The following is a 21,896-nucleotide window of genomic DNA, read 5'->3' as shown; positions in this document are numbered from 1 at the left end:
TTCTTTTTCCGCCCCATGTCCTATAGGCCCACCCTTACATGCGTGTGGGCCCGCTTAGGCAAGAATCATGACCGTACCTTTCGGGGTGCGGCGCCATGGGGCTTTTGCGCAATCGAAATGCAACTGACCCGTTAGGATTCTGACCCATGGCCAATACGCCCCAGTCGAAGAAACGCGCACGCCAGACCGAGCGTCGCACCGACATCAACAAAGCCCGCCGTTCGCGCATCCGCACCTATCTGCGCAAGGTCGAAGAAGCGATCGCCAGCGGCAACGTCGATGCCGCCCGCGAAGCCCTGAAAAACGCCCAGCCCGAACTGATGCGCGGCGTCACTAAGGGCATCGTGCACAAGAATACTGCATCGCGGAAAGTGTCCCGCCTGGCAGCCCGCGTGAAGGCGCTGCAGACGGCCTGATTTCCAACCCCCTGGGGTTGAAGAATATCCAGACATACGGCCACGATAGGCCTCGGAAACGACCGATCGGGTGCAAGCTTTGCTTTGCGCCCGATCTGCATTTCTGCACCTGCGAAAAGCAATAAAATCCTTTCTTTTCAAGCCAGTCAGTTTTTTTGTCTTTGGAGTCAAAGGGCTCGCAGATTCGATTTCACCAAGTTGCTGTCAAGCGCATAGTTCGGTTGCAGCGGTCGTCGCGCTGAGGCTAATTTCCATCTTGCGATTCACGTCGCTTGGGGGACGGGTCGAACCTCGGGGCCGGCAGATGCCGACCAAGAAATCGACCGGGCGACGAGGTCGGGACAACCGTCCTTCTTCTGCTCTCGGGTTTCGGACTGTCGGCTGCCATCGGCTGTCACGGGATCTGTGTCTGTGAACTGGAAAAACGGGCTGGCGCCCTTCTAGCGACCGAGGTCTCGGACGCGGAGGATGCCTGTTTTTCTGTGTCACGGCCCTGGCTGCGTGAACGTTGTCCCGTCGGATCGCCCGGCGGGATTTGGGGACAGGCACGGGAAACGGAAGATGATGGACAAGATCTGGGGTCAGGCATGCGCCGAACTGGAAAGCAGCGTTGGGCCGAACAACTATAACCACTGGATCAAGCCGCTTCGTCTTGCCGCCATCGAAGAAGGCGCCGCGCGCTTCATCAGCCCGACGCGCTTCATCTCGGACTGGGTGAACCGTCACTTTGCCAAGGAAATCATGTCGGTCCTGAACCGGACCGGCGAACATGTCGAACGGCTGCGATTTGACGTGGGCAGTGCCGCCGCACGCCCTGCGGCGCAGGCCGCCGCCCCGGCCGACATGCCCGCCCAGGCCCCCACAGCGCGCGTCGCCCCCCGCGCCGATCTGGGCGCGCCGCTGGACCCGCGCTATACTTTCGGAAATTTCGTCGTCGGCAAGCCGAACGAACTGGCCCATGCCGCCGCCCGCCGCGTCGCCGAAGGCGGGCCCGTGGGTTTCAACCCGCTGTTCCTCTATGGCGGCGTTGGCCTGGGCAAGACGCACCTGATGCATGCGATTGCGCATGATTATCAGACCCGCCATCCGAACGCGCAGGTGCTGTACCTGTCGGCGGAGCAGTTCATGTACCGCTTTGTCCAGGCGCTGCGCGAAAGCACCATCATGGACTTCAAGGGCATGTTCCGGAACGTGAACATGCTGATGGTCGATGACGTCCAGTTCATCGCCGGCAAGGACAGCACGCAGGAAGAATTCTTCCACACGTTCAACGCGCTGGTCGATCAGGGCAAGCAGATCGTCATTTCCGCCGACCGCGCCCCCGCCGAAATCAAGGGTCTTGAGGAACGCATCAAGTCGCGCTTGTCCTGCGGTCTGATCGTGGACCTGCACCCCACCACCTATGAACTGCGTCTGGGCATCCTGCAGTCCAAGACCGCCGTCTTCCGCGCCCAGCAGCCCGACCTGGAAATCGGCGCGGGCGTGCTGGAATTTCTGGCGCATCGCATCACCACCAACGTCCGCGTGCTGGAAGGCGCGCTGCAGCGTCTGTTCGCGCATGCCAGCCTTCTGCGCCGCGAGATCACGCTGGAGGTGGCGCAGGAATGCCTAGCCGACATCCTGCGCACCAATGACCGCAAGATCAACATCGACGACATCCAGCGCAAGGTCGCCGAACATTACAACATCCGCCTGGCCGACATGATGGGTCCGAAGCGCGCCCGCAATGTCGCCCGGCCCCGCCAGATCGCCATGTATCTGTCCAAGCAGCTCACCAGCCGGTCGTTGCCGGAAATCGGTCGCCGCTTCGGCGGGCGGGATCACACCACCATCATGCACGGCGTTCGCAAGATCGAGGAATTGATCATCGACGACAGCGCCATGTCCGAAGACATCGCCGTCCTCAAGCGGATGCTGGAGGCGTAAGCACCACCACCTCACGTTATTCTTGTGACCGCCCGCGCGGGCGGTTACACATCAGGTCCGACAAACCGGCCGATGCGCCTGAATGACAGGGGAAGCTTATGAAATTCTCGATCGAGCGCGCCGTATTGGTCAAGGCCGTATCGCAGGCCCAATCCGTCGTCGAGCGCCGCAACACCATCCCGATCCTGGCCAACGTGCTGATCGAGGCAACGCCTGATGGCGTCAGCTTCCGCGCGACCGATCTGGACACCGAGGTGCTGGACCGGTCGGCGGCCCATTTCGAACGCCCCGGATCGACGACCGTCAGCGCGGTGATGCTGAACGAGATCTCGCGCAAGCTGCCCGATGGGGCGCTGGTCCAGATCAGTTCGGACGATGCGACGGGCCGGCTGGCGGTTCAGGCCGGGCGGTCCAGCTTCAGCCTTGCGACCCTGCCGCGCGAGGATTTCCCGGTCATGGCGACCAGCGAATACAGCACCACCTTCACCGCGCCCGCCAAGGTCCTGCGCCGCCTGTTCGACAAGTCGAAATTCGCCATCTCGACCGAGGAGACGCGTTATTACCTGAACGGCGTCTATATGCACGTCGCCAAATCCGAGGACGGCCCGGTGCTGCGCTGCGTGGCCACCGACGGCCACCGGCTGGCGCGCATCGATGCCCCCCTGCCCGCTGGCGCCGAGGATATGCCCGGCGTCATCGTACCACGCAAGACCGTCGGCGAGCTGCGCAAGCTGCTGGACGAGGATGAAGACGAGATCTCGGTTTCGGTCAGCGAGACCAAGGTGCGTTTTGCCACCACCACCATCACCCTGACCTCGAAGGTGATCGACGGGACCTTCCCCGATTACAGCCGTGTCATCCCGCAGGGCAACACCCGCAAGCTGGAGGTGGACGCCACCGATTTCGCCCGCGCCGTGGACCGTGTGGCCACCGTCAGCAGTGAACGATCGCGCGCCGTCAAGCTGTCGCTGGATGCCGACAAGCTGGTCCTCTCGGTCAACGCCCCCGATTCCGGCGCTGCCGAGGAAGAGCTGGTCGTGGCCTATGACGCCGAGCCGCTGGAGATCGGCTTCAACGCCAAGTACCTGCAGGAAATCGCCAATCAGGTCGATCGCGACAATGCGGTCTTCCTGTTCAACGGCTCGGGCGATGCGGCCCTGATCCGCGAGGGCAGTGACCTCAGCGCCGTCTATGTCGTCATGCCGATGCGCGTTTGACGTTAAGCCGTCTGTCGCTGGCGCAGTTCCGGTCCTGGCCCCGGCTGGACCTGGACCTGGACCTGGACGCCCGCCCCGTGGCGATCTTCGGATCGAACGGGTCGGGCAAGACCAACATTCTGGAAGCCGTGTCGATGCTGGCCCCCGGACGCGGGCTGCGCGGATCGGCTGCGCCCGAACAGGCGCGGCAGGGCAAGGACGCGGGCTGGCGCATCGCCGCCGATCTGGGCGACCACCGGGTCGTCACGCAGGCCCCGCCCGACCAGACCCGCAGCGTTGCCTTGGACGACAAACCCGTTCCGCAGACCGCCCTTGCCCGGCTGGTGCGCGTGATTTGGCTGGTGCCCGCGATGGACCGGCTGTGGACCGAGGCCCCTGAGGGGCGGCGCCGCTTTCTGGACCGGGTGACCCTGTCGCTGATGCCTGACCATGCCGATCTGGCGCTGGCCTATGACAAGGCCATGCGCGAACGGAACCGCCTGCTGCGCGACCAGGTCGGGGACCCCGGCTGGTATCGCGCGCTCGAGGCGCAGATGGCCGATGCGGGCGCGGCGCTGACCCGCAACCGCCAGGCCGCCCTGTCCGCCATCATGGCTGCGCAGGGACCATCGGACGCCTTTCCGGCCGCGACCCTGACGCTGCTGCCGGGTGAAGGCCATGCCGATGACGATGACGCCGACAGCATCGCCGCGCGCATGGCCGCGATGCGGCCGCGCGATCTGGCTGCGGGGCGCAGCCTGACGGGGCCGCATCGCGCCGATCTGGGGGCGACATGGGGGCCGCAGGACATGCCCGCGTCGCTGTCATCCACCGGCGAGCAGAAGGCGCTGCTTTTGTCGCTGATCATGGCCAATGCCCGCGCCCTGTCCGATCAGCCGGTCCTGCTGCTGCTGGACGAGGTCGCGGCCCATCTGGACGGCGACCGCCGCGCGGCCCTTTACGACCTGATCCGCAACCTGCCCGCGCAAAGCTTGCTGACGGGAACGGGGCCCGAACTTTTTGCCGATCTGGGCGATGCGGCGCGGCGACTTGCGGTGGAAAAGCATGACGGGCGGTCCGATCTGGCCGCGCTTTCGTGACCCGCCCCGTCCCTTTGGCCACATGGGGGCAGAAAACCTGCGCATGGCGGGGAAAAACCCTGTCAAAGCCGTGACTTTGCCGCCCCGAAGCACTATATCGAGGCATGACGAACAGGAAGCCCGACGCATGACCGACACAGCCTCTCAGCCTGCCGAATACGGCGCCGATTCCATCAAGGTTCTTAAGGGACTGGAGGCCGTGCGCAAAAGGCCCGGCATGTATATCGGCGATACCGATGACGGGTCCGGCCTGCACCACATGGTCTACGAAGTTGTCGACAACGGCATTGACGAAGCCTTGGCCGGCCATGCCGACTTCGTCCGCGTCAAGATCCATGCCGACAGCAGCGTCAGCGTGCGCGACAACGGTCGCGGCATTCCGGTCGACATGCATGCCGGCGAGGGTGTCAGCGCGGCCGAAGTCATCATGACCCAGCTGCATGCGGGCGGCAAGTTCGACCAGAACAGCTACAAGGTGTCGGGTGGCTTGCACGGCGTGGGCGTGTCGGTCGTGAACGCGCTGTCGGATTGGTTGGAGTTGCGCATCTGGCGCAACGGCAAGGAATATTACGTTCGCTTCGAACATGGCGATACGGTCGAATCCTTGCGCGAGGTGGGCGATGCCCAGCCCGGCGAAAAAGGGACCGAGGTTCGTTTCCTGGCATCGGCCAAGACCAACCACCCCGAGGGCACGTTCAGCAACCTGGACTATGTCTTCAAGACGCTGGAAAACCGCCTGCGCGAACTGGCCTTCCTGAACAGCGGCGTGCGCATCATCCTGGAGGATGAGCGCCACGCGGAATTGCAGAAGACAGAGCTGTTCTATGAAGGCGGCGTGCGGGAATTCGTGAAATACCTGGACCGCTCCAAGACCTCGGTCATGCCCGAGCCGATCTTCATGACCGGCGAGAAGAACGGCATCGGGGTCGAGGTCGCAATGTGGTGGAACGACAGCTATCATGAAACCGTCCTGCCCTTCACCAACAACATCCCGCAGCGCGATGGCGGCACGCACATGGCCGGTTTCCGCGGCGCGCTGACCCGCGTGATCGGCAAATACGCGCAGGACAGCGGCATCGCGAAAAAGGAAAAGGTCGACTTCACCGGCGACGACGCACGCGAAGGCCTGACCTGCGTGCTGTCCGTCAAGGTGCCCGACCCGAAATTCTCCAGCCAGACCAAGGATAAGCTGGTTTCCAGCGAGGTCCGTCCGGCGGTCGAGGGGCTGGTTGGTGAAAAGCTGGCCGAATGGTTCGAGGAGAACCCGACCGAGGCCCGCCAGATCGTCGGCAAGATCATCGAGGCCGCCTTGGCCCGCGAAGCCGCCCGAAAGGCGCGCGAGCTGACGCGGCGCAAGACGGCGATGGACGTGGCCTCGCTGCCCGGCAAGCTGGCCGATTGTCAGGAAAAGGACCCGGCGCTGAGCGAGCTGTTCATCGTCGAGGGTGACTCGGCTGGCGGTTCGGCGAAACAGGGCCGCTCGCGTCAGAACCAAGCGGTGTTGCCTCTGCGCGGCAAGATCCTGAACGTGGAACGCGCGCGCTTTGACCGGATGCTGGGCAGCGACCAGATCGGCACGCTGATCACCGCGCTTGGCACCGGGATCGGGCGCGACGAATTCAGCCTGAAGAAGCTGCGCTACCACAAGATCGTCATCATGACCGACGCCGATGTGGACGGCGCGCATATCCGTACGCTGCTGCTGACCTTCTTCTTCCGGCAGATGCCGGAGTTGATCGAGGGCGGCCATCTCTATATCGCGCAGCCGCCGCTCTACAAGGTGGGCCGCGGCCGGTCCGAGGTCTATCTGAAGAACGAGGCCGCGCTGGAGGATTACCTGATCCAGCAGGGCGTCGAAGGGGCGTCGCTGCGCCTTGCCTCGGGCGAGGAGATCACCGGCAACGACCTGGCCCGCGTGGTCGAGGAAGCCCGCATGGCGCGGCGCATCCTGCGGCTTTACCCGACCCATTATCCGCCGCACATCACCGAACAGGCGGCCATCGCCGGGGCCCTGCGCCCGGGCCGGATCGACGACAACCCCCAGGACGTGGCCAACGATATCAGCGCGCGCCTGGACCTGATCGCCGAGGAATATGAACGCGGTTGGCAAGGTCGACCCACGCAGGACGCCGGCATCAGCCTGATCCGCACCCTGCGGGGCGTCGAGGAAAGCCGCACCTTGGACGGCCAGATGCTGCGCAGTGGGGAAAGCCGCCGCTTGGGCGAAATGACCCAGGCCCTGCAGGACATCTATGCCAAGCCCGCGCGCCTGATCCGCAAGGATCGCGACCAGCCGATCTATGGCCCGCTTGGCCTGTTGCAGGCCGTGTTCCTGGAAGGTGAGAAGGGTCTGTCGCTGCAGCGCTACAAGGGTCTGGGCGAGATGAACCCCGAACAGCTGTGGGAAACCACGCTGGACCCGGTCGCCCGCACCATGCTGCAGGTCCGGATCGAGGACGTAGCCGAGGCCGAAGACCTGTTTACCAAGCTGATGGGCGACGTGGTCGAGCCGCGGCGCGAGTTCATCCAGCAAAACGCGCTGAACGTGGAGAACCTGGACACCTGAGCCTTGCTCCAACCTTTTGTTGCCAAATAGGCACGTTCGACCATAATCTTTGGTATTATGTCGGACGCGTCCCCTTGGTTTGATTTGCCTGAAAGCAGGTTTTCGTTGTAAAAGGTGGCAGTTTTCCGCTGTTAAAGCCTCCAATTGGTGGGCCGTTGTTTCAGGAGTTAGCCATGAATCTTAAGTCCATGTTCGCCGCCACCACTGCCCTGGTCCTGAGCGCGGGGACCTCCTTTGCCGGCGGTGCCATCGTTCCGGTCGTCGAGGCGCAGCCCGTCATGATCGATGAAGTGCCGGTCGCCAGCAACTGGGCAGGTGCCTATGTCGGTGGCGGTCTGGGCTATAGCTTTGGTGGCGACGACGAAATCGGCATCGCGATCGTCGAGGATGGCGACGAAACCGCCCGCGATACCGACCTGGGCGATGTCGACATCAAGGGTGTGACCGCCCGTCTGCACGCCGGCTATCGCTGGCAGCGCAACAACTGGGTCTTTGGTCCGGAACTGGGCATCGAAGGCGGCAGCGTTGACGACGAAACCGACATTCTGCCCTTCGGCACCGCGGCCACCATCGAGTCCGAGATGAACTATCTTGTCACGCTGGTCATGAAGACCGGCTACGAAGTTCAGCCGGGCACCTTGATCTATGGCACCTTTGGCGTGGCCCATGGTGATTTCGACTATACCCTTTCGACCGGCGACCAGTCCGCTACCGAAAGCTTCAGCGCCACCGGTCTTGCGGCCGGTCTGGGTGTGGAACGCATGATCAACGACAAGATGTCGGTCTTTGCCGCCTATCAGTACCGTGATCTGGGCAAGGAAACCGTCAGCTTCACGGATGATTTCGGCGATACCGTCACGTCCGAGGCGACCCCCGCGCATAGCAATGTCAGCTTCGGTGTGAACTATCGCTTCTGATTCTGGCGCGACCTGAACAAGGGGCCGGTTCGCCATGGGCGCGCCGGCCCTTTTTCATGCGCGCCGCCGGGTCCGGGTCGGTTTGGGCGGTGCCGCCTGGGTGGTGACGGGCACGGGGATCGCGCGATGGGCGCAGGCGATGGCCATGCCCGCAGGCACCAAGGCACGCAAAACCGGATCGTCGATGGCCAGCCCACCGGTATAGGCCCCGAAGGCGGGCAGGATCAGGTGATCGGTTCCGGCCAGAAAGCATCGCATCCGTTGTCCGGCCAACCGCAGGCAGGGATGGAAATGTCCCGAGACATCCGGCCCCTGCCCTGCTTCGTGCCTGAAGATCAGCCCGACATCCATTTGCGCCTGAACCTGCCCCGGCAAGCGTGGGTTCAGCGCACCCGGATCGTGATTGCCGCTGATCCAAGTCCAGTCCCGCCCCTGCGCCATGGCCTGCAGCGCGTGGCAGACGGAATCGGGCAGCGCCATGCCTGCGGCATCATCGTCAAAGCCGTCCCCCAGGCTGATGACCCTGCGGGGATCGGTCGCTTCGATCTCGGCGCCCAGCCGGTCCAGCGTGGCTTGGGTTTCATAGGGCGGCAGCAGCGCACCGCCGCGTCGGGCCATGCGTTCGGATTTGCCCAGGTGCAGGTCGGCCACGATCAGCCAACGCCGTTCCGGCCAGAACAATGCCCCCGAGGGTCGCGCCTGCAGCCGCTGGCCGTCGAAGATGAAATCATGCGTCGTCACGTCAGTCCCGCTTCTGCCATCAGGGCGGCGGCCTCGGCCTCGGCCAGACGCTCACGACCCTGCCCCGCGATCGGCACCCGACCCTTTTCCAGCATCAGGGGCGCCGCCAAGGGCGATACGCGATCCAGCATGCGGTGATCAAGCCGGTCGCTGCGATCCAGCATCTCCTCGATCCGGTCGAAATCGACCAATCCGCGCCGCGCTTCGTCGGTCGTGATGCGCAGCATCAGGTGATCGGGGTCATAGCGGCGAAGCGTGTCGTAAAGAATGTCGCTGGAAAACGTCGCCTGACGCCCCGATTTGCGTTGTCCGGGCAGGTTGCGGTGGATTAACCCCGCGATGGTCGCGACATTGCGGAAACTGCGCTTCATCACGGCATTGCGGCCCAGCCAATCGCCCAGACCCTCGCGCAGGGCATTGCGGTCCAGCAGGGGCGCGGGATCGGTCACCGGGTCCAGCGACCAGATCAGCAGGGCGTAATCCGTCGACAGGAAACCCAAGGGCGCAAGGCCCGCCTCCTCCATTACGCGGGTCATCAGAAGGCCAAGCGTCTGCAGCGCATTGCGTCCGGCAAAGCCATAGACCGCCAGATGCCATCGCCCTTGGTGAGGAAAGCTTTCGGTGACCAGGACGCCGGGGCGCGGCAGCACGCTAACCCGGCCCTGCAGCGCCAGCCATTCGGCGGTGTCGGGGGGCAGCTTGTCGTGTTGTGACGGATCGCCGATCAGCGCCTGCACCCGATGCGACAGCTGAGTCGATGTTGCCATCTTCAGCCCCGAAAAGACCGCGATCTTTGGTTCGCGGGCAGGCTGTTTGGTGACCTCGACCACCATGTCGCGCAGCCCGTCATAGCGGACGGTTTGCCCGCCGATCAGGAAGGTGTCGCCGGATTCCAGCGTGGCGGCAAAGCTTTCCTCGACCTCGCCCAGGGGCGTGCCGCCGCGGCCGCGAAAGCGGACCTTCAGCATCTCGGCCTCGACGATGGTGCCGATATTCATCCGCAAGTCGCGCGTGGCCCGCGGGTCGCGCAGCCGCCACAGACCGTCGCGCAGCATCAGCCGTTGCCAGCGGTCATAGGCGCGCAGGGCATAGCCGCCGGTCGCCGCGAAATCCAGGCAGGCGTCGAAATCGTCCTGCGTCAGATGGCGATAGGGGCCGGCCTCGCGCACCTCGCGGAACAGGGCATCGGCATCAAAGGGACCCGCGCAGGCCGTCAGCAGGATATGCTGGCACAGCACATCCAAGGGGCCGGGACCGCGGGGATCGCCATCCAGGTCGCGTTCGCGCACCGCCTGCAGGGCGGCGGTGCATTCGATCACCTCGAACCGATTGGCGGGCACGATCCGCGCCCGGCTCGGCGCGTTGTATCGGTGATTGGCCCGCCCGATTCGCTGGACCAACCGCTTGACGTTCTTGGGGGCGCCCACCTGGATGACCAGATCCACCGCACCCCAATCGATGCCCAGATCCAGGCTGCCGGTCGCCACGACGGCGCGCAATTCACCGGCGGCCATCGCGGCCTCGACCCGCTGGCGGGCCTCGCGTGACAGGCTGCCGTGATGCAGACCGATGGGCAGGTTGTCGTCATTGGCGGCCCAGATGGCTTGGAAGAACAGCTCGGCCTGGGCGCGGGTGTTGATGAAGATGATGGTGGTGGTGGCCTGTTTCACCTGCGCCAGCACGTCGCGGACCGCATAATGCCCCCCGCCGCCGGCCCAAGGGGCGGGGTTGGTCGTGGGCAGCATGGCGATGTCGGGATCGGGGCCGGGATCGGCGTCGATCACCTGCGCCCCGCCCATGAAACCGGCCAAGCCCTGCGGGTCCTCGACCGTGGCCGAAAGGCCGGTCACGGTGACCTCGGGGGCCAGTGCCTTCAGCCGGGCCAGGCACAGCATCAGCTGATCGCCCCGCTTGTTTTCTGCCAGCGCGTGCAATTCGTCCAGAACCACCCGGCGCAAGCCCCCGAAGATGCGCGGCGCCTGTTCATAGGACAGCATCAGCGCCAGCGACTCGGGCGTGGTCAGCAGGATGTCGGGCGGATCGATCTTCTGGCGCGCGCGCTGGCTGGCGCGGGTGTCGCCGGTGCGATCCTCGATGCGGATATCAAGGCCCAGATCGGCCACGGGGCGCGACAGGTTGCGGGCGATATCCGCGGTGAGCGCCTTCAGGGGTGACACATAGAGCGTATGCATCCCCTCATGCGGTTCGGCCAGATCGACCAGCGTCGGCAAAAACCCGGCCAGCGTCTTGCCGCCACCCGTCGGCGCGATCAGCAACGTGTCGCCCGTCGCCTGCAACAACGCGATCTGGTGGGGATGGGGCTGCCAGCCCTGACGGGTGAACCAGTCCTGAAAACGCGGGGGCAGTGTCACGGGATCATGGCTTTCAGGGTCTCCAGCCGGTCGGCCTCGGGGGCAGGCTTGTCCCACCGGATGCGGCTGATGCGCGGAAAGCGCATGGCGACGCCGGATTTGTGGCGGGCGGATGCGTTCAGCCCCTCGAACGCGACCTCCAGCACCAGCTTGGGCGCAACCGAGCGGACGGGGCCGAAGCGTTCGGTGGTGTTGTTCCTGACGAAACGGTCCAGCTCGCGCAGCTCCTCATCGGTAAAGCCGAAATAGGCCTTGCCGACCGGCACCAGCACGTCCCCGTCCCACAGGCCGAAGGTGAAATCGCTGTAGAAGCCCGATCGCTTACCGTGCCCGCGCTGCGCATAGAGCATCACCGCATCAACCACCATCGGGTCGCGTTTCCACTTGAACCAGGGCCCGCGGGGACGGCCGCCGACATAAGGGCTGTCGCGGCGCTTGATCATCACGCCTTCGATCACGATGCTGGGCGGATCGGCGCGCAGGGCGGCAAGATCGTCCCATGTGCCGAAATCCAGCAGGGGTGACACGTCGATCCGGTCGCTGCCGAAATCGGCCTGTTGCAGGATCGTGCGGCGGTCCTGATGCGGCATGTCGCGCAGATCCTGCCCGTCCCAGATCATCAGGTCATAGACGCGCAGTCCCGCCGGATGGCTGTCCAGCATGGCGCGGCCCACCACCTTGCGGCCAAGGCGCTTCTGCAGATCGCCAAAGGGTGCCACGTCGGCCCCGCGCCGGACCAGCAATTCGCCATCGACCGCGCCGTCGAAATTCAGCGCCTCGATCACGTCGGGGAAGGATCCGCTGATATCTTCACCGGTGCGGGAATACAGGCGGCGCACCCCGTCGTCATTGACCGCCTGCACGCGGATGCCGTCCCATTTCCATTCGGCGACATGGTCATCGGGGTCCAGCGCGCGCAGCTGATCCAGATCGACTGGGGTGGACAGCATGACCGGTCGAAAGGGCGCCTTGGCCGCATGTTCGGGCCGCGCCCCGCCCGCGATCCAGTCGAATAGCGGCTGATACGGGGGCGTCAGACCGTGCCAGATCTCCTCTAGGTCCTTGATCTGCGGCTCGCCCATTTCGGCCAGCGCCATGCGGGCCATGCGGGCCGACAGCCCCACGCGCATGTTGCCGGTGGCCAGCTTCAAAAAGGCCAGTCGCTCCGACGGACCCAAGCGGTCCAGCATGGCGCTGATCGCGGCAGGCAGGCCCGCGCGTCCCGTATCCGACAGCAGCGCCACCGCGTCGCCCAAGGGCACATCATCGTCGCCGTCACCGTCCCACAATAATGCGATGGTTTCGGCCAGATCGCCCACGAAATCATAAGACAGCGCGAACAGCTGTTCGTCCACCCGTTCGGCCATCAGCCCGCGCAGCAGCTTGGGCGTCACGGCGCGCAGCTTCAGATCGCCCGTCAGGGCCGCCAGGGCAAAGCCGCGATCGGGGTCAGAAGTTTGTTCCAGGTAATGGCGCAGGATGCGCAGCTTGGCATTGCGCGCGGCGGTGAAGGCCAGACGCTCCAACAGGGTGGCAAAGGCCTTCATTCGGGTTCGTCCTCGTATCCGACCAGCCGCAGGGGGCGGGCGGCGATCTGGTGCAATTCGCACCAGCGCATCAGCCCGTCCTCGTTGCCATGGGTGATCCAGACCTCGGACGGGGCCAAGTCGCGGATGGTCTGCGTGACCTGTGGCCAATCGACATGGTCGCTGATGACCAGGGGCAGCTCGACCCCGCGCTGACGGGCGCGGGCGCGGACCTGCATCCAGCCCGAGGCGAAGCCGATCACCGGATCGCGGAACCGCTGGACCCATGCGCTGGCAAAGGCGGAGGGCGGCGCGATGACCAGTTGCGCGGGCACGTCGGCGGCGGTGGCGGGGATCAGTTCGCCCAGATCGATCCCCTGTTCGACATGGTAGTCACACAGCCGCTGCAATGCGCCGTGGATGGCGATGGGACCGTCGATCCCGGCCTGCCGGGCCAGCGAGATCACCCGCTGCGCCTTGCCAAGCGCATAGGCCCCGATCAGGTGCTGGCGTTCGGGAAATTCGGCCATGCTGGCGCGCAGACGCGCCATTTCCTGCAGCGGGTCGGGATGGCGAAAGACCGGCAGGCCGAAGGTCGCCTCGGTCACGAAGATGTCGCAGGGGACAGGTTCATAGGGCGCGCAGACGGGATTGGGGCGGCGGCAGTAATCGCCCGAAACGACGATCTTCGGGCCCTTGTCCGGCTGCACCGCGATCTGCGCCGAGCCCAGGATATGCCCCGCGGGATGAAAGCTGACGGTGGTATCGCCCACGCGGATCGGGCCGTCGGCCACCTGGCGGGTTTCGGTGAAATCGGCACCATAGCGGATGGCCATGATGTCCAGCGTCTGACGGGTCGCCATGACGGCCCCATGGCCGGCGCGGGCGTGATCGCCATGCCCGTGGGTGATCAGCGCGCGGGGGACCGGGCGGATCGGGTCGATATGGAAATCCCCGGGCGGGCAGTAAAGCCCGGCCTCGGTCGGGTGCAAGATCTGATCGGCGCGCATAGGATCCAGATGGCGAGTGTTTCGCGAAAATCAACGCGGCAGGCGCAGCGGGCGGGCCGTGAAGATCGTCTCCATCGAGAAAACGCCCGTGACGCGTTCCAGATCCATGTCGCGGATCAAAGCCTTGTAGCAGCGGTCATAGCCCGACATCGAGGTCGTCACCAGCTTGGCCATATAGTCCCATTCGCCGCCGATGCGGTGAAACTCGGTGATCTCGGGGATGGATTCGACGCGGGCGCGGAACCGACCGGCCCAGGCATCGTCATGGTGGCGGGTGCGGATCATCACGAAGACGGTCAGGTGCAATCCGGCGCGGGCCGCATCGATCACCGCGCGGTTGCCCTGCAGGATGCCGGCCGCGGTCAGCTTCTGCAGTCGCCGCCAGCAGGCATTCTGCGAGAGGCCGATGCGGTCGGCCAGGTCGCGTTGCGACAGGGTTCCATCCTGCTGCAGCGCCGACAGGATGCGGTTGTCGATGTCGTCGATCTGGTGGGTCTGGTCGTTCATCTGACCCGCATAATAGGGGTATTTGTGCAAAAGAGAAATCAAAACCTGCGGCTTTCCGTGTCACCTTGCAGGCTAATGAATGAGGATTGGCATGGATATTTTCGACAGGTTTCGCGCAGGTCTGGGGCGCCCCGAGGATCTGCACCGCGACATCATCGGGAACGATCAGGTGATCGACGGGCCGTTCGGGCCAAGACGGATGATCTATGCCGATTACGTCGCTTCGGGCCGGGCGCTGCGGCAGGTCGAACGGGCGGTGATGGAGGATGTGCTGCCTTGGTATGCCAACAGCCATACCGAGGCCAGCCATTGCGGCGGGGTGATGACGCGCATGCGGCGCGCGGCGCGGGCGCAGATCCTGGGATGCGTCGGGGGCGGGGCCGATCATGCCGTCATCTTCACCGGGTCGGGTGCGACGGCGGGGATCAACCGGCTGGTGCATCTGCTGCAGGCCGGGCCGGGCGTGACGGTGATCATCGGCCCCTACGAGCATCATTCCAACATCCTGCCATGGCGCGAAAGCGGCGCGACGGTGATCCAGCTGCCGGAAGGCGCGCAGGGCGGGCCGGACCTGGAGGCGCTGACCAAGGCGCTGGCACGAGATGGGCGGCGGATCGTGGCGATGTCGGCAGCTTCGAACGTCACGGGCGCGCTGAGCGACGTGGCCGGCATCACTGCCATGGTCAAAGCTGCCGGGGCCACGATGGTCTGGGACTATGCCGGGGGGGCGCCCTATCTGCCGATCGACATGGGGCTGGGAATGGATGCGGTGGTGACATCGCCGCACAAGTTTCTGGGCGGGCCGGGGGCATCGGGGGTGATGATCCTGCGTCGCGACGCCGTGCTGTCGGACCGGCCCAGCCTGCCCGGCGGCGGCACGGTGAAATTCGTCAACGATTCGGGCCATGATTACGCAACCCAAGTTGAAGCCCGCGAGGAGGCAGGCACCCCCAACGTCGTGGGCGACATCCGCGCCGGGCTGGTCTTTGCGTTGAAGGATCACGTGGGCCAGCCTTGGATCGACGCCCGGCATCGGCGCTGGCTGTCCAAGGCAGCGGCATTGCGGAATGTGGCCGGATTGCGGATGCTGGGCCGCGACGACATCGCGCGGCTGCCGATCCTGGCCTTCCGGATCGGCGATGGCGCGGGCGGCTTTGTTCATCAGCAGCTGGCGACGCGGATGCTCTCGGACCTGTTCGGGGTACAGGCGCGGGGGGGCTGCGCCTGCGCCGGTCCCTATGTGCATCGGTTGCTGGGCATCGGGGAGGCTGAATCGCAGGCGATGCGGATGGCGATCCTGTCGGGGCGCGAAATCGAGAAGCCGGGCTTCGTGCGCCTGAACCTGTGCTGGGCCGCCCCCGAGGCCGAGATCGACGCGATCCTGGCGGCGATGATCCGGCTGACGGCCGATGCGCCGGACCATCTGGCGCGGTACCGGGGCGATCCGGCGACGGCGATTTTTTCGCCGCGCGCCGCGTGACCGGTGCGCCCGGCCTTCAGCTGGGGGGCGGGCGCTTGACCGGAGGGGCCTTGGACAGCTGAACGGCCAGAATGCCGACCATGATGATCGCCACGCCGATCACGTCGCCCGCGCCCAGGTTTTCTCCCAACAGCAGCGCCGCCAGCGACACCCCGAAGAACGGTGTCAAGAAATGGAAGGTCGCCGCACGCACCGCGCCAATGCGGCTGACCAGCAGGAACCACACCCAGGTGGCGCCGATGCCCGGCACCACGACCGTATAGACGAATGCCGCGACCAGGCGGGGCGTCAGCGTGAATTGGAAGGTTTCCACGAAAGGGGCGATAACGCCAAGCGTGACGGCCCCCACCAGCATCTGAAGCCCCACGATCATCATGACATTGCCGCCGGAACTGGCGCCGCGCACCGTCAGGGTCGCCACCGCCAGGGCCAGGGCCGCCGCAAAGCACATGGCGATGCCGACCAGATCGCTGCCGCCCTGCAGGCGCGCGCCCATGATGATGGCGACGCCCACCACTCCCAGGGCCAGCCCTGCCACGCCCAGACGGCGCAGGCGTTCGCCCAGCAGGCTCCAACCCAGGAAGGCGACCATCAGCGGCATGGTGGCGGCGATGATCGAGGCGAGGCTTGCTTCGATCGACTGCATCGCGACCCAGTTCAGGCCCAGATAGAGCGCGTTCTGGCACAACCCCAAGATGACGACCGCCCGCCATTGGGGCCGCGTCAGGCCGCGCCATGATTGGCCCATAACCAGCGCGATCAGGATGCCCAGCACACCCGACAGGGCAAAGCGCAGCGCCAAGGCGGTCAGGGGCGGGGCCTCGGTCACAATCATCCGAGTGGTGGTGAAGGCCGAGGCCCACATCACCGCAAACCCCAGGCCCATCACCAACGCCTTGAAATCCATGCCAGCCCCATTCTTTCACGCCATGCAAAACGGCTAGCAGACGCAGGGGCAACCGTGAAGACCAAAGAAAAGGGGCCGCACCCGCAGGTGCGACCCCTTCGCGACTGTCATCCAGTCAGGGATCAGCTGTTGACGCTGTCCTTCAGGGCCTTGGCGATGGTCACCTTGACCTGCTTGTCGGCAGGCTTGGTCATCATTTCCTGGGTCTGCGGGTTACGCACCTGACGCTCGGGGCGGGCACGGCAGGCGATCTTGCCGATGCCCGGCAGGGTCACGGCGCCGCCGCCAGCGACTTCGCGCGTGACGATCGCCACGATCGCATCCAGTGCGGCCGAAGCCGACTTCTTGTCCGAACCCATTTCCTCGGCGAGCGTCGCCACCAGTTGGGTTTTGGTCATCGGTTTTGCAGCAGCCGTAGTCATGGTCTGTCTCCTCTTGCCCTGTTCCGACGGGGCCCAAATATTGCGCCTTTTGCGGCATATCGCCTGCTACACACGGTTTTGTCGAGCAGTTCAAGCCTTTTTCGCCCAACCTGCGGAAACCCGCGTCCGAAGGCCGCCTTACAGGAAGGCCGTCTCGCTGAATGAGCGCAATTTGCGCGAATGGATCTTTTCCAGCGGCATGCCCCGCAGCTTTTCCATCGCCCGGATCCCGATCAGCAGATGATTGGCGACTTGGGTGCGATAGAAATCCGTAGCCATGCCAGGCAATTTCAGTTCGCCATGCAGCGGCTTGTCGCTGACGCACAAGAGCGTGCCATAGGGAACGCGAAACCGGAACCCGTTCGCCGCGATGGTGGCGCTTTCCATGTCCAGCGCGACGGCGCGCGACAGCGACAGACGGTGGACGGGGCCGGAATGGTCGCGCAATTCCCAGTTGCGGTTGTCGATGGTGGCCACGGTGCCGGTGCGCATGATGCGCTTCAGCTCGTACCCTTCCAGGCGGGTGACCTCGGCCACGGCCTCCTGCAGGGCGACCTGTACCTCGGCCAGGGCGGGGATGGGCACCCAGACGGGCAGGTCGTCGTCCAGGACGTGATCCTCGCGCAGATAGGCATGGGCCAAGACGAAATCGCCCAGGGACTGGCTGTTTCGCAACCCCGCGCAATGGCCGACCATCAGCCAGGCATGGGGGCGCAGGACCGCGATATGGTCGGTCGCGGTCTTGGCGTTCGAAGGCCCCACGCCGATATTGACCAGCGTGATCCCCTGCCCGTCGGCGCGCTTCAGGTGATAGGTGGGCATCTGCGGCATCTTGGACAGCGGCGCGATCTGGCCGTCCGCGGTGGTGATTTCCTGATTTCCCGGCGCGACAAAGCCGGTATAGCCCGCATCCGGATCGGCCAGGACGCGGCGGGCATAGGCCTCGAATTCGTCGACATAGAACTGATAGTTGGTGAACAGTACGAAGTTCTGGAAATGCTCGGGGGCGGTGGCGGTGTAATGCGACAGCCGCGCCAGCGAATAATCGACGCGCTGCGCGGTGAAGGGCGCCAGGTACTGCGTCCCGTCGGGCAGCGGCGCCGCCATGCCGTTGACGATGTCGTCGTTCATGCTGTTCAGGTCCGGCACATCGAAGACGTCGCGCAGCGAAAAGGCCAGCACGCCTTCCTGCGGCACCGCCAAGTCGCTGTTCGAGGCGACGGCGAAATGCACCGGCATCGGCGTGTCCGACAGCCCGATGCGCACCGGCACCCCGTGGTTGCGGATCAGCAGGCCCACCTGTTCGATCAGATAGTTCCGGAACAGGTCCGGACGGGTGATGGTGGTGGCATAGCTGCCGGGTTGGACCACATGGCCGAAGGACAGGCGGGAATCGGTCTTGGTATGGGTCGGGACCGTCAGGCGGATTTCCGGATAGAAGGCGCGATAGCGCGCGGTCGGCTGGTCGCCCTCCAGGATGCGGGTGAAGTTGTCCAGCAGGAACCCCGTCGCCTGGTCGTAAAGGCTGCTCAGATAGGCGATGGCCTCGGCGGCGTCGGTGAATTCGCGGCGGGTGGGCGTTTCGGGGCTTTCGACCGGCAGGAAGCGGGAATCCGTTGTCATGGTGCTTTATGTCCTTGTGATTGCACAAAGCCTGCCAGCACCGCCTGCGACAGGCAAGCGTCTGGCGCTGCCCGAACGGCAGGGTTACGATAGCGTCATGGAAATGCTTGTTTTCGGTCACGGCTACTCGGCCAGCCACCTGACGCCGCTGTTGCGGGCGCGGGGCTGGAATGTCACGGGCACGACGCGCGGCGATCTGGCGCGCGTGGCGGATGCGGGCGCGCAGCCCCTGTTGTGGCCGGGACCACGCCAGCCCCTGCTGGACGCCATCGCGCGGGCGGATGCAATCCTGGTATCGGCCGCGCCCGGCGAAGGAGGCGATCCGGTGCTGGCCGATTTCCGCGACGCCTTGGCCGCTGCGCGCCCGCGCTGGCTGGGATACCTCTCCACCACCGGGGTCTATGGCGACCGTGACGGCGGTTGGGTGGACGAGGACAGCGTGCTGGACGGCAGCGGCCCGCGTGGCCAGGCCCGCATCCGGGCCGAGGCCGACTGGCAGGCCCTGGCTCGCGACCACCACCTGCCGCTGAAGATCTTCCGGCTGGCGGGCATCTATGGCCCCGGCCGCGGCCCCTTCCGCAAGGTTCTGGACGGCACCGCGCGCCGCATCATCAAGCCCGGACAGGTGTTTTCGCGCATCCATGCGGATGATATCGCGCAGGTGCTGCTGGCCTCGATCCTGCAGCCTGACGTGGGCGACGTCTTCAACCTCTGCGACGACGATCCCGCACCGCCCCAGGACGTGATCGCCCATGCCGCGCATCTGCTGGGCATGCCCCTGCCCCCGGCGGTGCCCTTCGATCAGGCCGACATGTCGCCCATGGCGCGATCGTTCTATGCCGACAGCAAGCGGGTGCGGAACGACCGCATCAAGACGCAGTTGGGTGTCCGGCTGCTTTACCCCGATTACCGCAGCGGGCTGGCCGCCCTGCTGGCCAGCGAAACAACCGACGGCGCATCACACCGCCCCATGCAAGGATCGCGACATGACAAAGACGCATGATGTGCTGATTGCCGGGGGCGGGTTGAACGGCCCCGCGCTGGCCCTTGCGCTGGCCCAAGCCGGGTTGAGCGTGGCAGTGGTGGACCCACGCCCCGCCGATGCCCGCGCCACCGACAGCTTCGACGGGCGGGCCTACGCGCTGGCGGTGTCGTCCCAACGGCTGCTGAAGGCGCTTGGGCTGTGGGACGGGCTGGCCGCCGACAGCCAGCCGATCCGACAAGTCAAGGCGTCGCAGGGACGTCCCGGCGACGGGGCCGCGCCGTTCTTTCTGCATTTCGACAGCGCCGAGACCGAGGAAGGCCCCGTCGGCCACATGCTGGAGGATCGGTTCCTCTACAAGGCGCTGCTTGGGGCGATGACGGGGCGCGTCACCCATCTGCCGGGCGTCGCCGTGACGGGTCAGCAGGTCGATCATGCGGGCGTCACCGTCACCCTGTCGGATGGCGGCACCATGCGGGCGCGCGTGCTGGTGGGGGCCGACGGGCGCGGATCGGGGGTCGCGAAACGGGCGGGCATCACGCGGCGGGGCTGGGATTACGGCCAGACGGCGTTGGTCGCGGCCATCGATCACGACCTGCCGCATGACGGCATCGCGCAGCAGTATTTCATGGCCACCGGGCCCCTGGCAATCCTGCCCCTGCCCGGCAACCGCAGCAGCGTCGTCTGGTCGGAAACGCAGGCCAATGCGCAGGCGATCCTGCAGCTGGACGATGACGATTTCCTGAAGGTCCTGCGCCCGCGTTTCGGCGATTTCCTGGGTGATATCGCACTGGCGGGGGGGCGGTTCTCCTATCCGCTCAGCCTGTCGCTCGCCGACCGCTATGCCGTCGCGCGGGTGGCGCTGGTGGGCGATGCGGCCCATGGGGTGCATCCCATCGCGGGTCAGGGGCTGAATCTGGGCCTGCGCGACGTGGCCGCCTTGGCGCAGGTGCTGGTCGAAGCCACCCGCCGTGGCGAGGATATCGGATCGGAGCTGGTCCTGCAGCGATACCAATTCTGGCGGCGTTTCGATGCCACCGCGCTGGCGCTTGGGATGGACGGGGTGAACCGGCTGTTCGCGACGGACAATCCCGTGGTTTCCGCCGTCAGGGGCCTTGGCATGGGCATGGTCACGGCCCTACCCGCCCTGCGTCGCGGCTTCATGCGGCAGGCGGCGGGGCTGTCGGTCGACCCGATGCCGCGCCTGCTGACCGGACGCCCGCTTTAGCCTTTTCACAAGGCCGCTTTCACGCCATAGCCTTGCCGCAAGGCGAAGGGGGGCAGCATGACCGGCGATCTGGGGGAATTCCTGACAGGCTTGGACCGCGATATTCGCGCGGGCGGCAACTGGGGCAAGGTGGCCGATTACATTCCCGAACTGGGCCGCATCGACCCCGCCCAGTTCGGCATCGCGGTCGCCACCGCCGATGGCAATGTCCTGACGGCGGGCCAGGCGGATCAGCCGTTTTCGATCCAATCGGTCAGCAAGGTCTTCGCCCTGGCCTGCGTGCTGGGGCGCATCGGGGAACAGCTGTGGCTGCGGGTGGGGCGCGAACCCTCGGGCGATCGGTTCGATTCGATCCTGCTGCTGGAGCAGGAAAAGGGCCGGCCCCGGAACCCCTTCATCAACGCGGGCGCGCTGGTCGTGACCGACGAATTGCTGACCGGCCGCAGCCCCCGTCAGGCCCTGTCCGAGGTGATCGGCTTTCTGCGCAGCGCCGGCGAGGATGACGACATTCACATCGACAAGGCGGTGGCCAAATCAGAGGCCGCCAACGGTCACAGGAACGCGGCCCTGGCCCACTACCTGCGCAGCTTCGGCAATCTGAAGAACCCGCCAACGCATGTGACCGGCACCTATTACCACCAATGCGCAATCGAGATGTCCTGCATCCAGCTGGCCCGCGCGGGCCGCGTCATCGCGGGCCTGGATTGTGCGCCGGGCCTGCTGTCGCGCGTCAAGCAGCGGCGCATCAACGCGCTGATGATGACCTGCGGGCAATATGACGGGTCGGGCAACTTCGCCTTTCGCGTGGGATTGCCCGCGAAATCAGGCGTTGGCGGCGGGTTGCTGGTCATCGCGCCGGGGCGGGCCTCGATCGCGATCTGGTCGCCGGGGCTGGATGGCTGGGGCAATTCGCGCGCCGGCACTTTGGCCGCCGAGAAACTGGCGGAATTCACCGGCTGGTCGGTCTTCGGCTAGGG

Annotated in this window: 18 protein-coding genes; 10 read left to right on the top strand and 8 right to left on the bottom strand. The window is 65.6% G+C overall.

Annotated features, from left to right (window positions below):
* Positions 1 to 146: 146 nt before the first annotated feature.
* The 6 genes from rpsT to DKT70_RS04585 all read left to right on the top strand — a co-directional run bounded on the left by rpsT (position 147) and on the right by DKT70_RS04585 (position 8,121).
* Entirely contained in the window at positions 147 to 416 is a 270-nt protein-coding gene (gene rpsT, locus DKT70_RS04610) for a 30S ribosomal protein S20 (protein ID WP_072296695.1), read from the top strand.
* Positions 417 to 977: 561 nt separating this feature from the next.
* Entirely contained in the window at positions 978 to 2,342 is a 1,365-nt protein-coding gene (gene dnaA, locus DKT70_RS04605) for a chromosomal replication initiator protein DnaA (protein ID WP_199559530.1), read from the top strand.
* A 98-nt stretch (positions 2,343 to 2,440) separates the two neighbouring features.
* Positions 2,441 to 3,559 (top strand): DNA polymerase III subunit beta, encoded by a 1,119-nt coding sequence (gene dnaN, locus DKT70_RS04600; protein ID WP_111558039.1) that lies wholly within the window; start codon positions 2,441 to 2,443, stop codon positions 3,557 to 3,559.
* On the top strand, positions 3,556 to 4,638 hold the full coding sequence (recF, locus tag DKT70_RS04595; RefSeq protein ID WP_111558038.1) for a DNA replication/repair protein RecF: 1,083 nt from the start codon (positions 3,556 to 3,558) through the stop codon (positions 4,636 to 4,638). Before dnaN ends, recF begins: the two co-directional genes overlap by 4 nt.
* 127 nt (positions 4,639 to 4,765) lie before the next feature.
* On the top strand, positions 4,766 to 7,204 hold the full coding sequence (gyrB, locus tag DKT70_RS04590; RefSeq protein ID WP_111558037.1) for a DNA topoisomerase (ATP-hydrolyzing) subunit B: 2,439 nt from the start codon (positions 4,766 to 4,768) through the stop codon (positions 7,202 to 7,204).
* A gap of 173 nt (positions 7,205 to 7,377) precedes the next feature.
* The gene (locus DKT70_RS04585) at positions 7,378 to 8,121 is read left to right on the top strand and encodes an outer membrane protein (RefSeq protein ID WP_111558036.1); all 744 of its coding nucleotides are present in this window, start codon (positions 7,378 to 7,380) and stop codon (positions 8,119 to 8,121) included.
* Positions 8,122 to 8,175: 54 nt separating this feature from the next.
* Here DKT70_RS04585 and pdeM read toward each other — a convergent pair whose 3' ends face one another.
* Genes pdeM through DKT70_RS04560 form a run of 5 tightly spaced genes read right to left on the bottom strand, consistent with a single transcriptional unit; the run spans position 8,176 to position 14,277 of the window.
* The gene (gene pdeM / locus DKT70_RS04580) at positions 8,176 to 8,862 is read right to left on the bottom strand and encodes a ligase-associated DNA damage response endonuclease PdeM (RefSeq protein ID WP_111558035.1); all 687 of its coding nucleotides are present in this window, start codon (positions 8,860 to 8,862) and stop codon (positions 8,176 to 8,178) included.
* Positions 8,859 to 11,234: a ligase-associated DNA damage response DEXH box helicase gene (locus tag DKT70_RS04575; protein WP_111558034.1), complete on the bottom strand. Its 2,376-nt coding sequence runs from the start codon at positions 11,232 to 11,234 to the stop codon at positions 8,859 to 8,861. Before DKT70_RS04575 ends, pdeM begins: the two co-directional genes overlap by 4 nt.
* A complete protein-coding gene (locus tag DKT70_RS04570; RefSeq protein WP_111558033.1) occupies positions 11,231 to 12,781 on the bottom strand; it encodes a cisplatin damage response ATP-dependent DNA ligase in 1,551 nt (516 codons plus the stop codon). The genes DKT70_RS04575 and DKT70_RS04570 overlap by 4 nt, the downstream gene beginning before the upstream one ends.
* Complete coding sequence (locus tag DKT70_RS04565) at positions 12,778 to 13,770, bottom strand: ligase-associated DNA damage response exonuclease (RefSeq protein WP_111558032.1); 993 nt, start codon at positions 13,768 to 13,770, stop codon at positions 12,778 to 12,780. Before DKT70_RS04565 ends, DKT70_RS04570 begins: the two co-directional genes overlap by 4 nt.
* A 30-nt stretch (positions 13,771 to 13,800) precedes the next feature.
* Positions 13,801 to 14,277: an Lrp/AsnC family transcriptional regulator gene (locus DKT70_RS04560; RefSeq protein ID WP_111558214.1), complete on the bottom strand. Its 477-nt coding sequence runs from the start codon at positions 14,275 to 14,277 to the stop codon at positions 13,801 to 13,803.
* Between the two features lie 91 nt (positions 14,278 to 14,368).
* On the opposite strand from DKT70_RS04560, the gene DKT70_RS04555 reads away from it, so the two are divergent.
* A complete protein-coding gene (locus tag DKT70_RS04555; RefSeq protein WP_233490420.1) occupies positions 14,369 to 15,757 on the top strand; it encodes an aminotransferase class V-fold PLP-dependent enzyme in 1,389 nt (462 codons plus the stop codon).
* 16 nt (positions 15,758 to 15,773) lie between these two features.
* Here the strand turns inward: DKT70_RS04555 and DKT70_RS04550 are convergent, their stop codons facing one another.
* The 3 genes from DKT70_RS04550 to DKT70_RS04540 form a co-directional block, all read right to left on the bottom strand.
* Positions 15,774 to 16,664 (bottom strand): DMT family transporter, encoded by an 891-nt coding sequence (locus DKT70_RS04550; RefSeq protein WP_111558030.1) that lies wholly within the window; start codon positions 16,662 to 16,664, stop codon positions 15,774 to 15,776.
* A gap of 122 nt (positions 16,665 to 16,786) precedes the next feature.
* On the bottom strand, positions 16,787 to 17,086 hold the full coding sequence (locus tag DKT70_RS04545; RefSeq protein ID WP_072296707.1) for an HU family DNA-binding protein: 300 nt from the start codon (positions 17,084 to 17,086) through the stop codon (positions 16,787 to 16,789).
* A gap of 138 nt (positions 17,087 to 17,224) precedes the next feature.
* Positions 17,225 to 18,709, bottom strand: a complete 1,485-nt coding sequence (locus DKT70_RS04540; protein WP_111558029.1) for an AMP nucleosidase — start codon at positions 18,707 to 18,709, stop codon at positions 17,225 to 17,227.
* Positions 18,710 to 18,806: 97 nt separating this feature from the next.
* Here DKT70_RS04540 and DKT70_RS04535 point away from each other — a divergent pair, with 97 nt between their 5' ends.
* Genes DKT70_RS04535 through DKT70_RS04525 form a run of 3 tightly spaced genes read left to right on the top strand, consistent with a single transcriptional unit; the run spans position 18,807 to position 21,894 of the window.
* Positions 18,807 to 19,712 carry an SDR family oxidoreductase gene (locus DKT70_RS04535; protein ID WP_111558213.1) on the top strand — a complete coding sequence of 302 codons (906 nt, stop codon included), beginning with the start codon at positions 18,807 to 18,809 and terminating at the stop codon, positions 19,710 to 19,712.
* Positions 19,696 to 20,919, top strand: a complete 1,224-nt coding sequence (locus DKT70_RS04530; RefSeq protein ID WP_111558028.1) for a UbiH/UbiF/VisC/COQ6 family ubiquinone biosynthesis hydroxylase — start codon at positions 19,696 to 19,698, stop codon at positions 20,917 to 20,919. Before DKT70_RS04535 ends, DKT70_RS04530 begins: the two co-directional genes overlap by 17 nt.
* A 57-nt stretch (positions 20,920 to 20,976) precedes the next feature.
* Positions 20,977 to 21,894 carry a glutaminase gene (locus DKT70_RS04525; protein WP_111558027.1) on the top strand — a complete coding sequence of 306 codons (918 nt, stop codon included), beginning with the start codon at positions 20,977 to 20,979 and terminating at the stop codon, positions 21,892 to 21,894.
* Positions 21,895 to 21,896: the final 2 nt, after the last annotated feature.

The organism is Paracoccus sediminilitoris, from assembly GCF_003259195.1.
GTDB lineage: Bacteria > Pseudomonadota > Alphaproteobacteria > Rhodobacterales > Rhodobacteraceae > Paracoccus > Paracoccus sediminilitoris.
The sequence above is the reverse complement of the archived record's forward strand: the minus strand, read 5'-3'. Positions and strand labels throughout refer to the sequence as shown.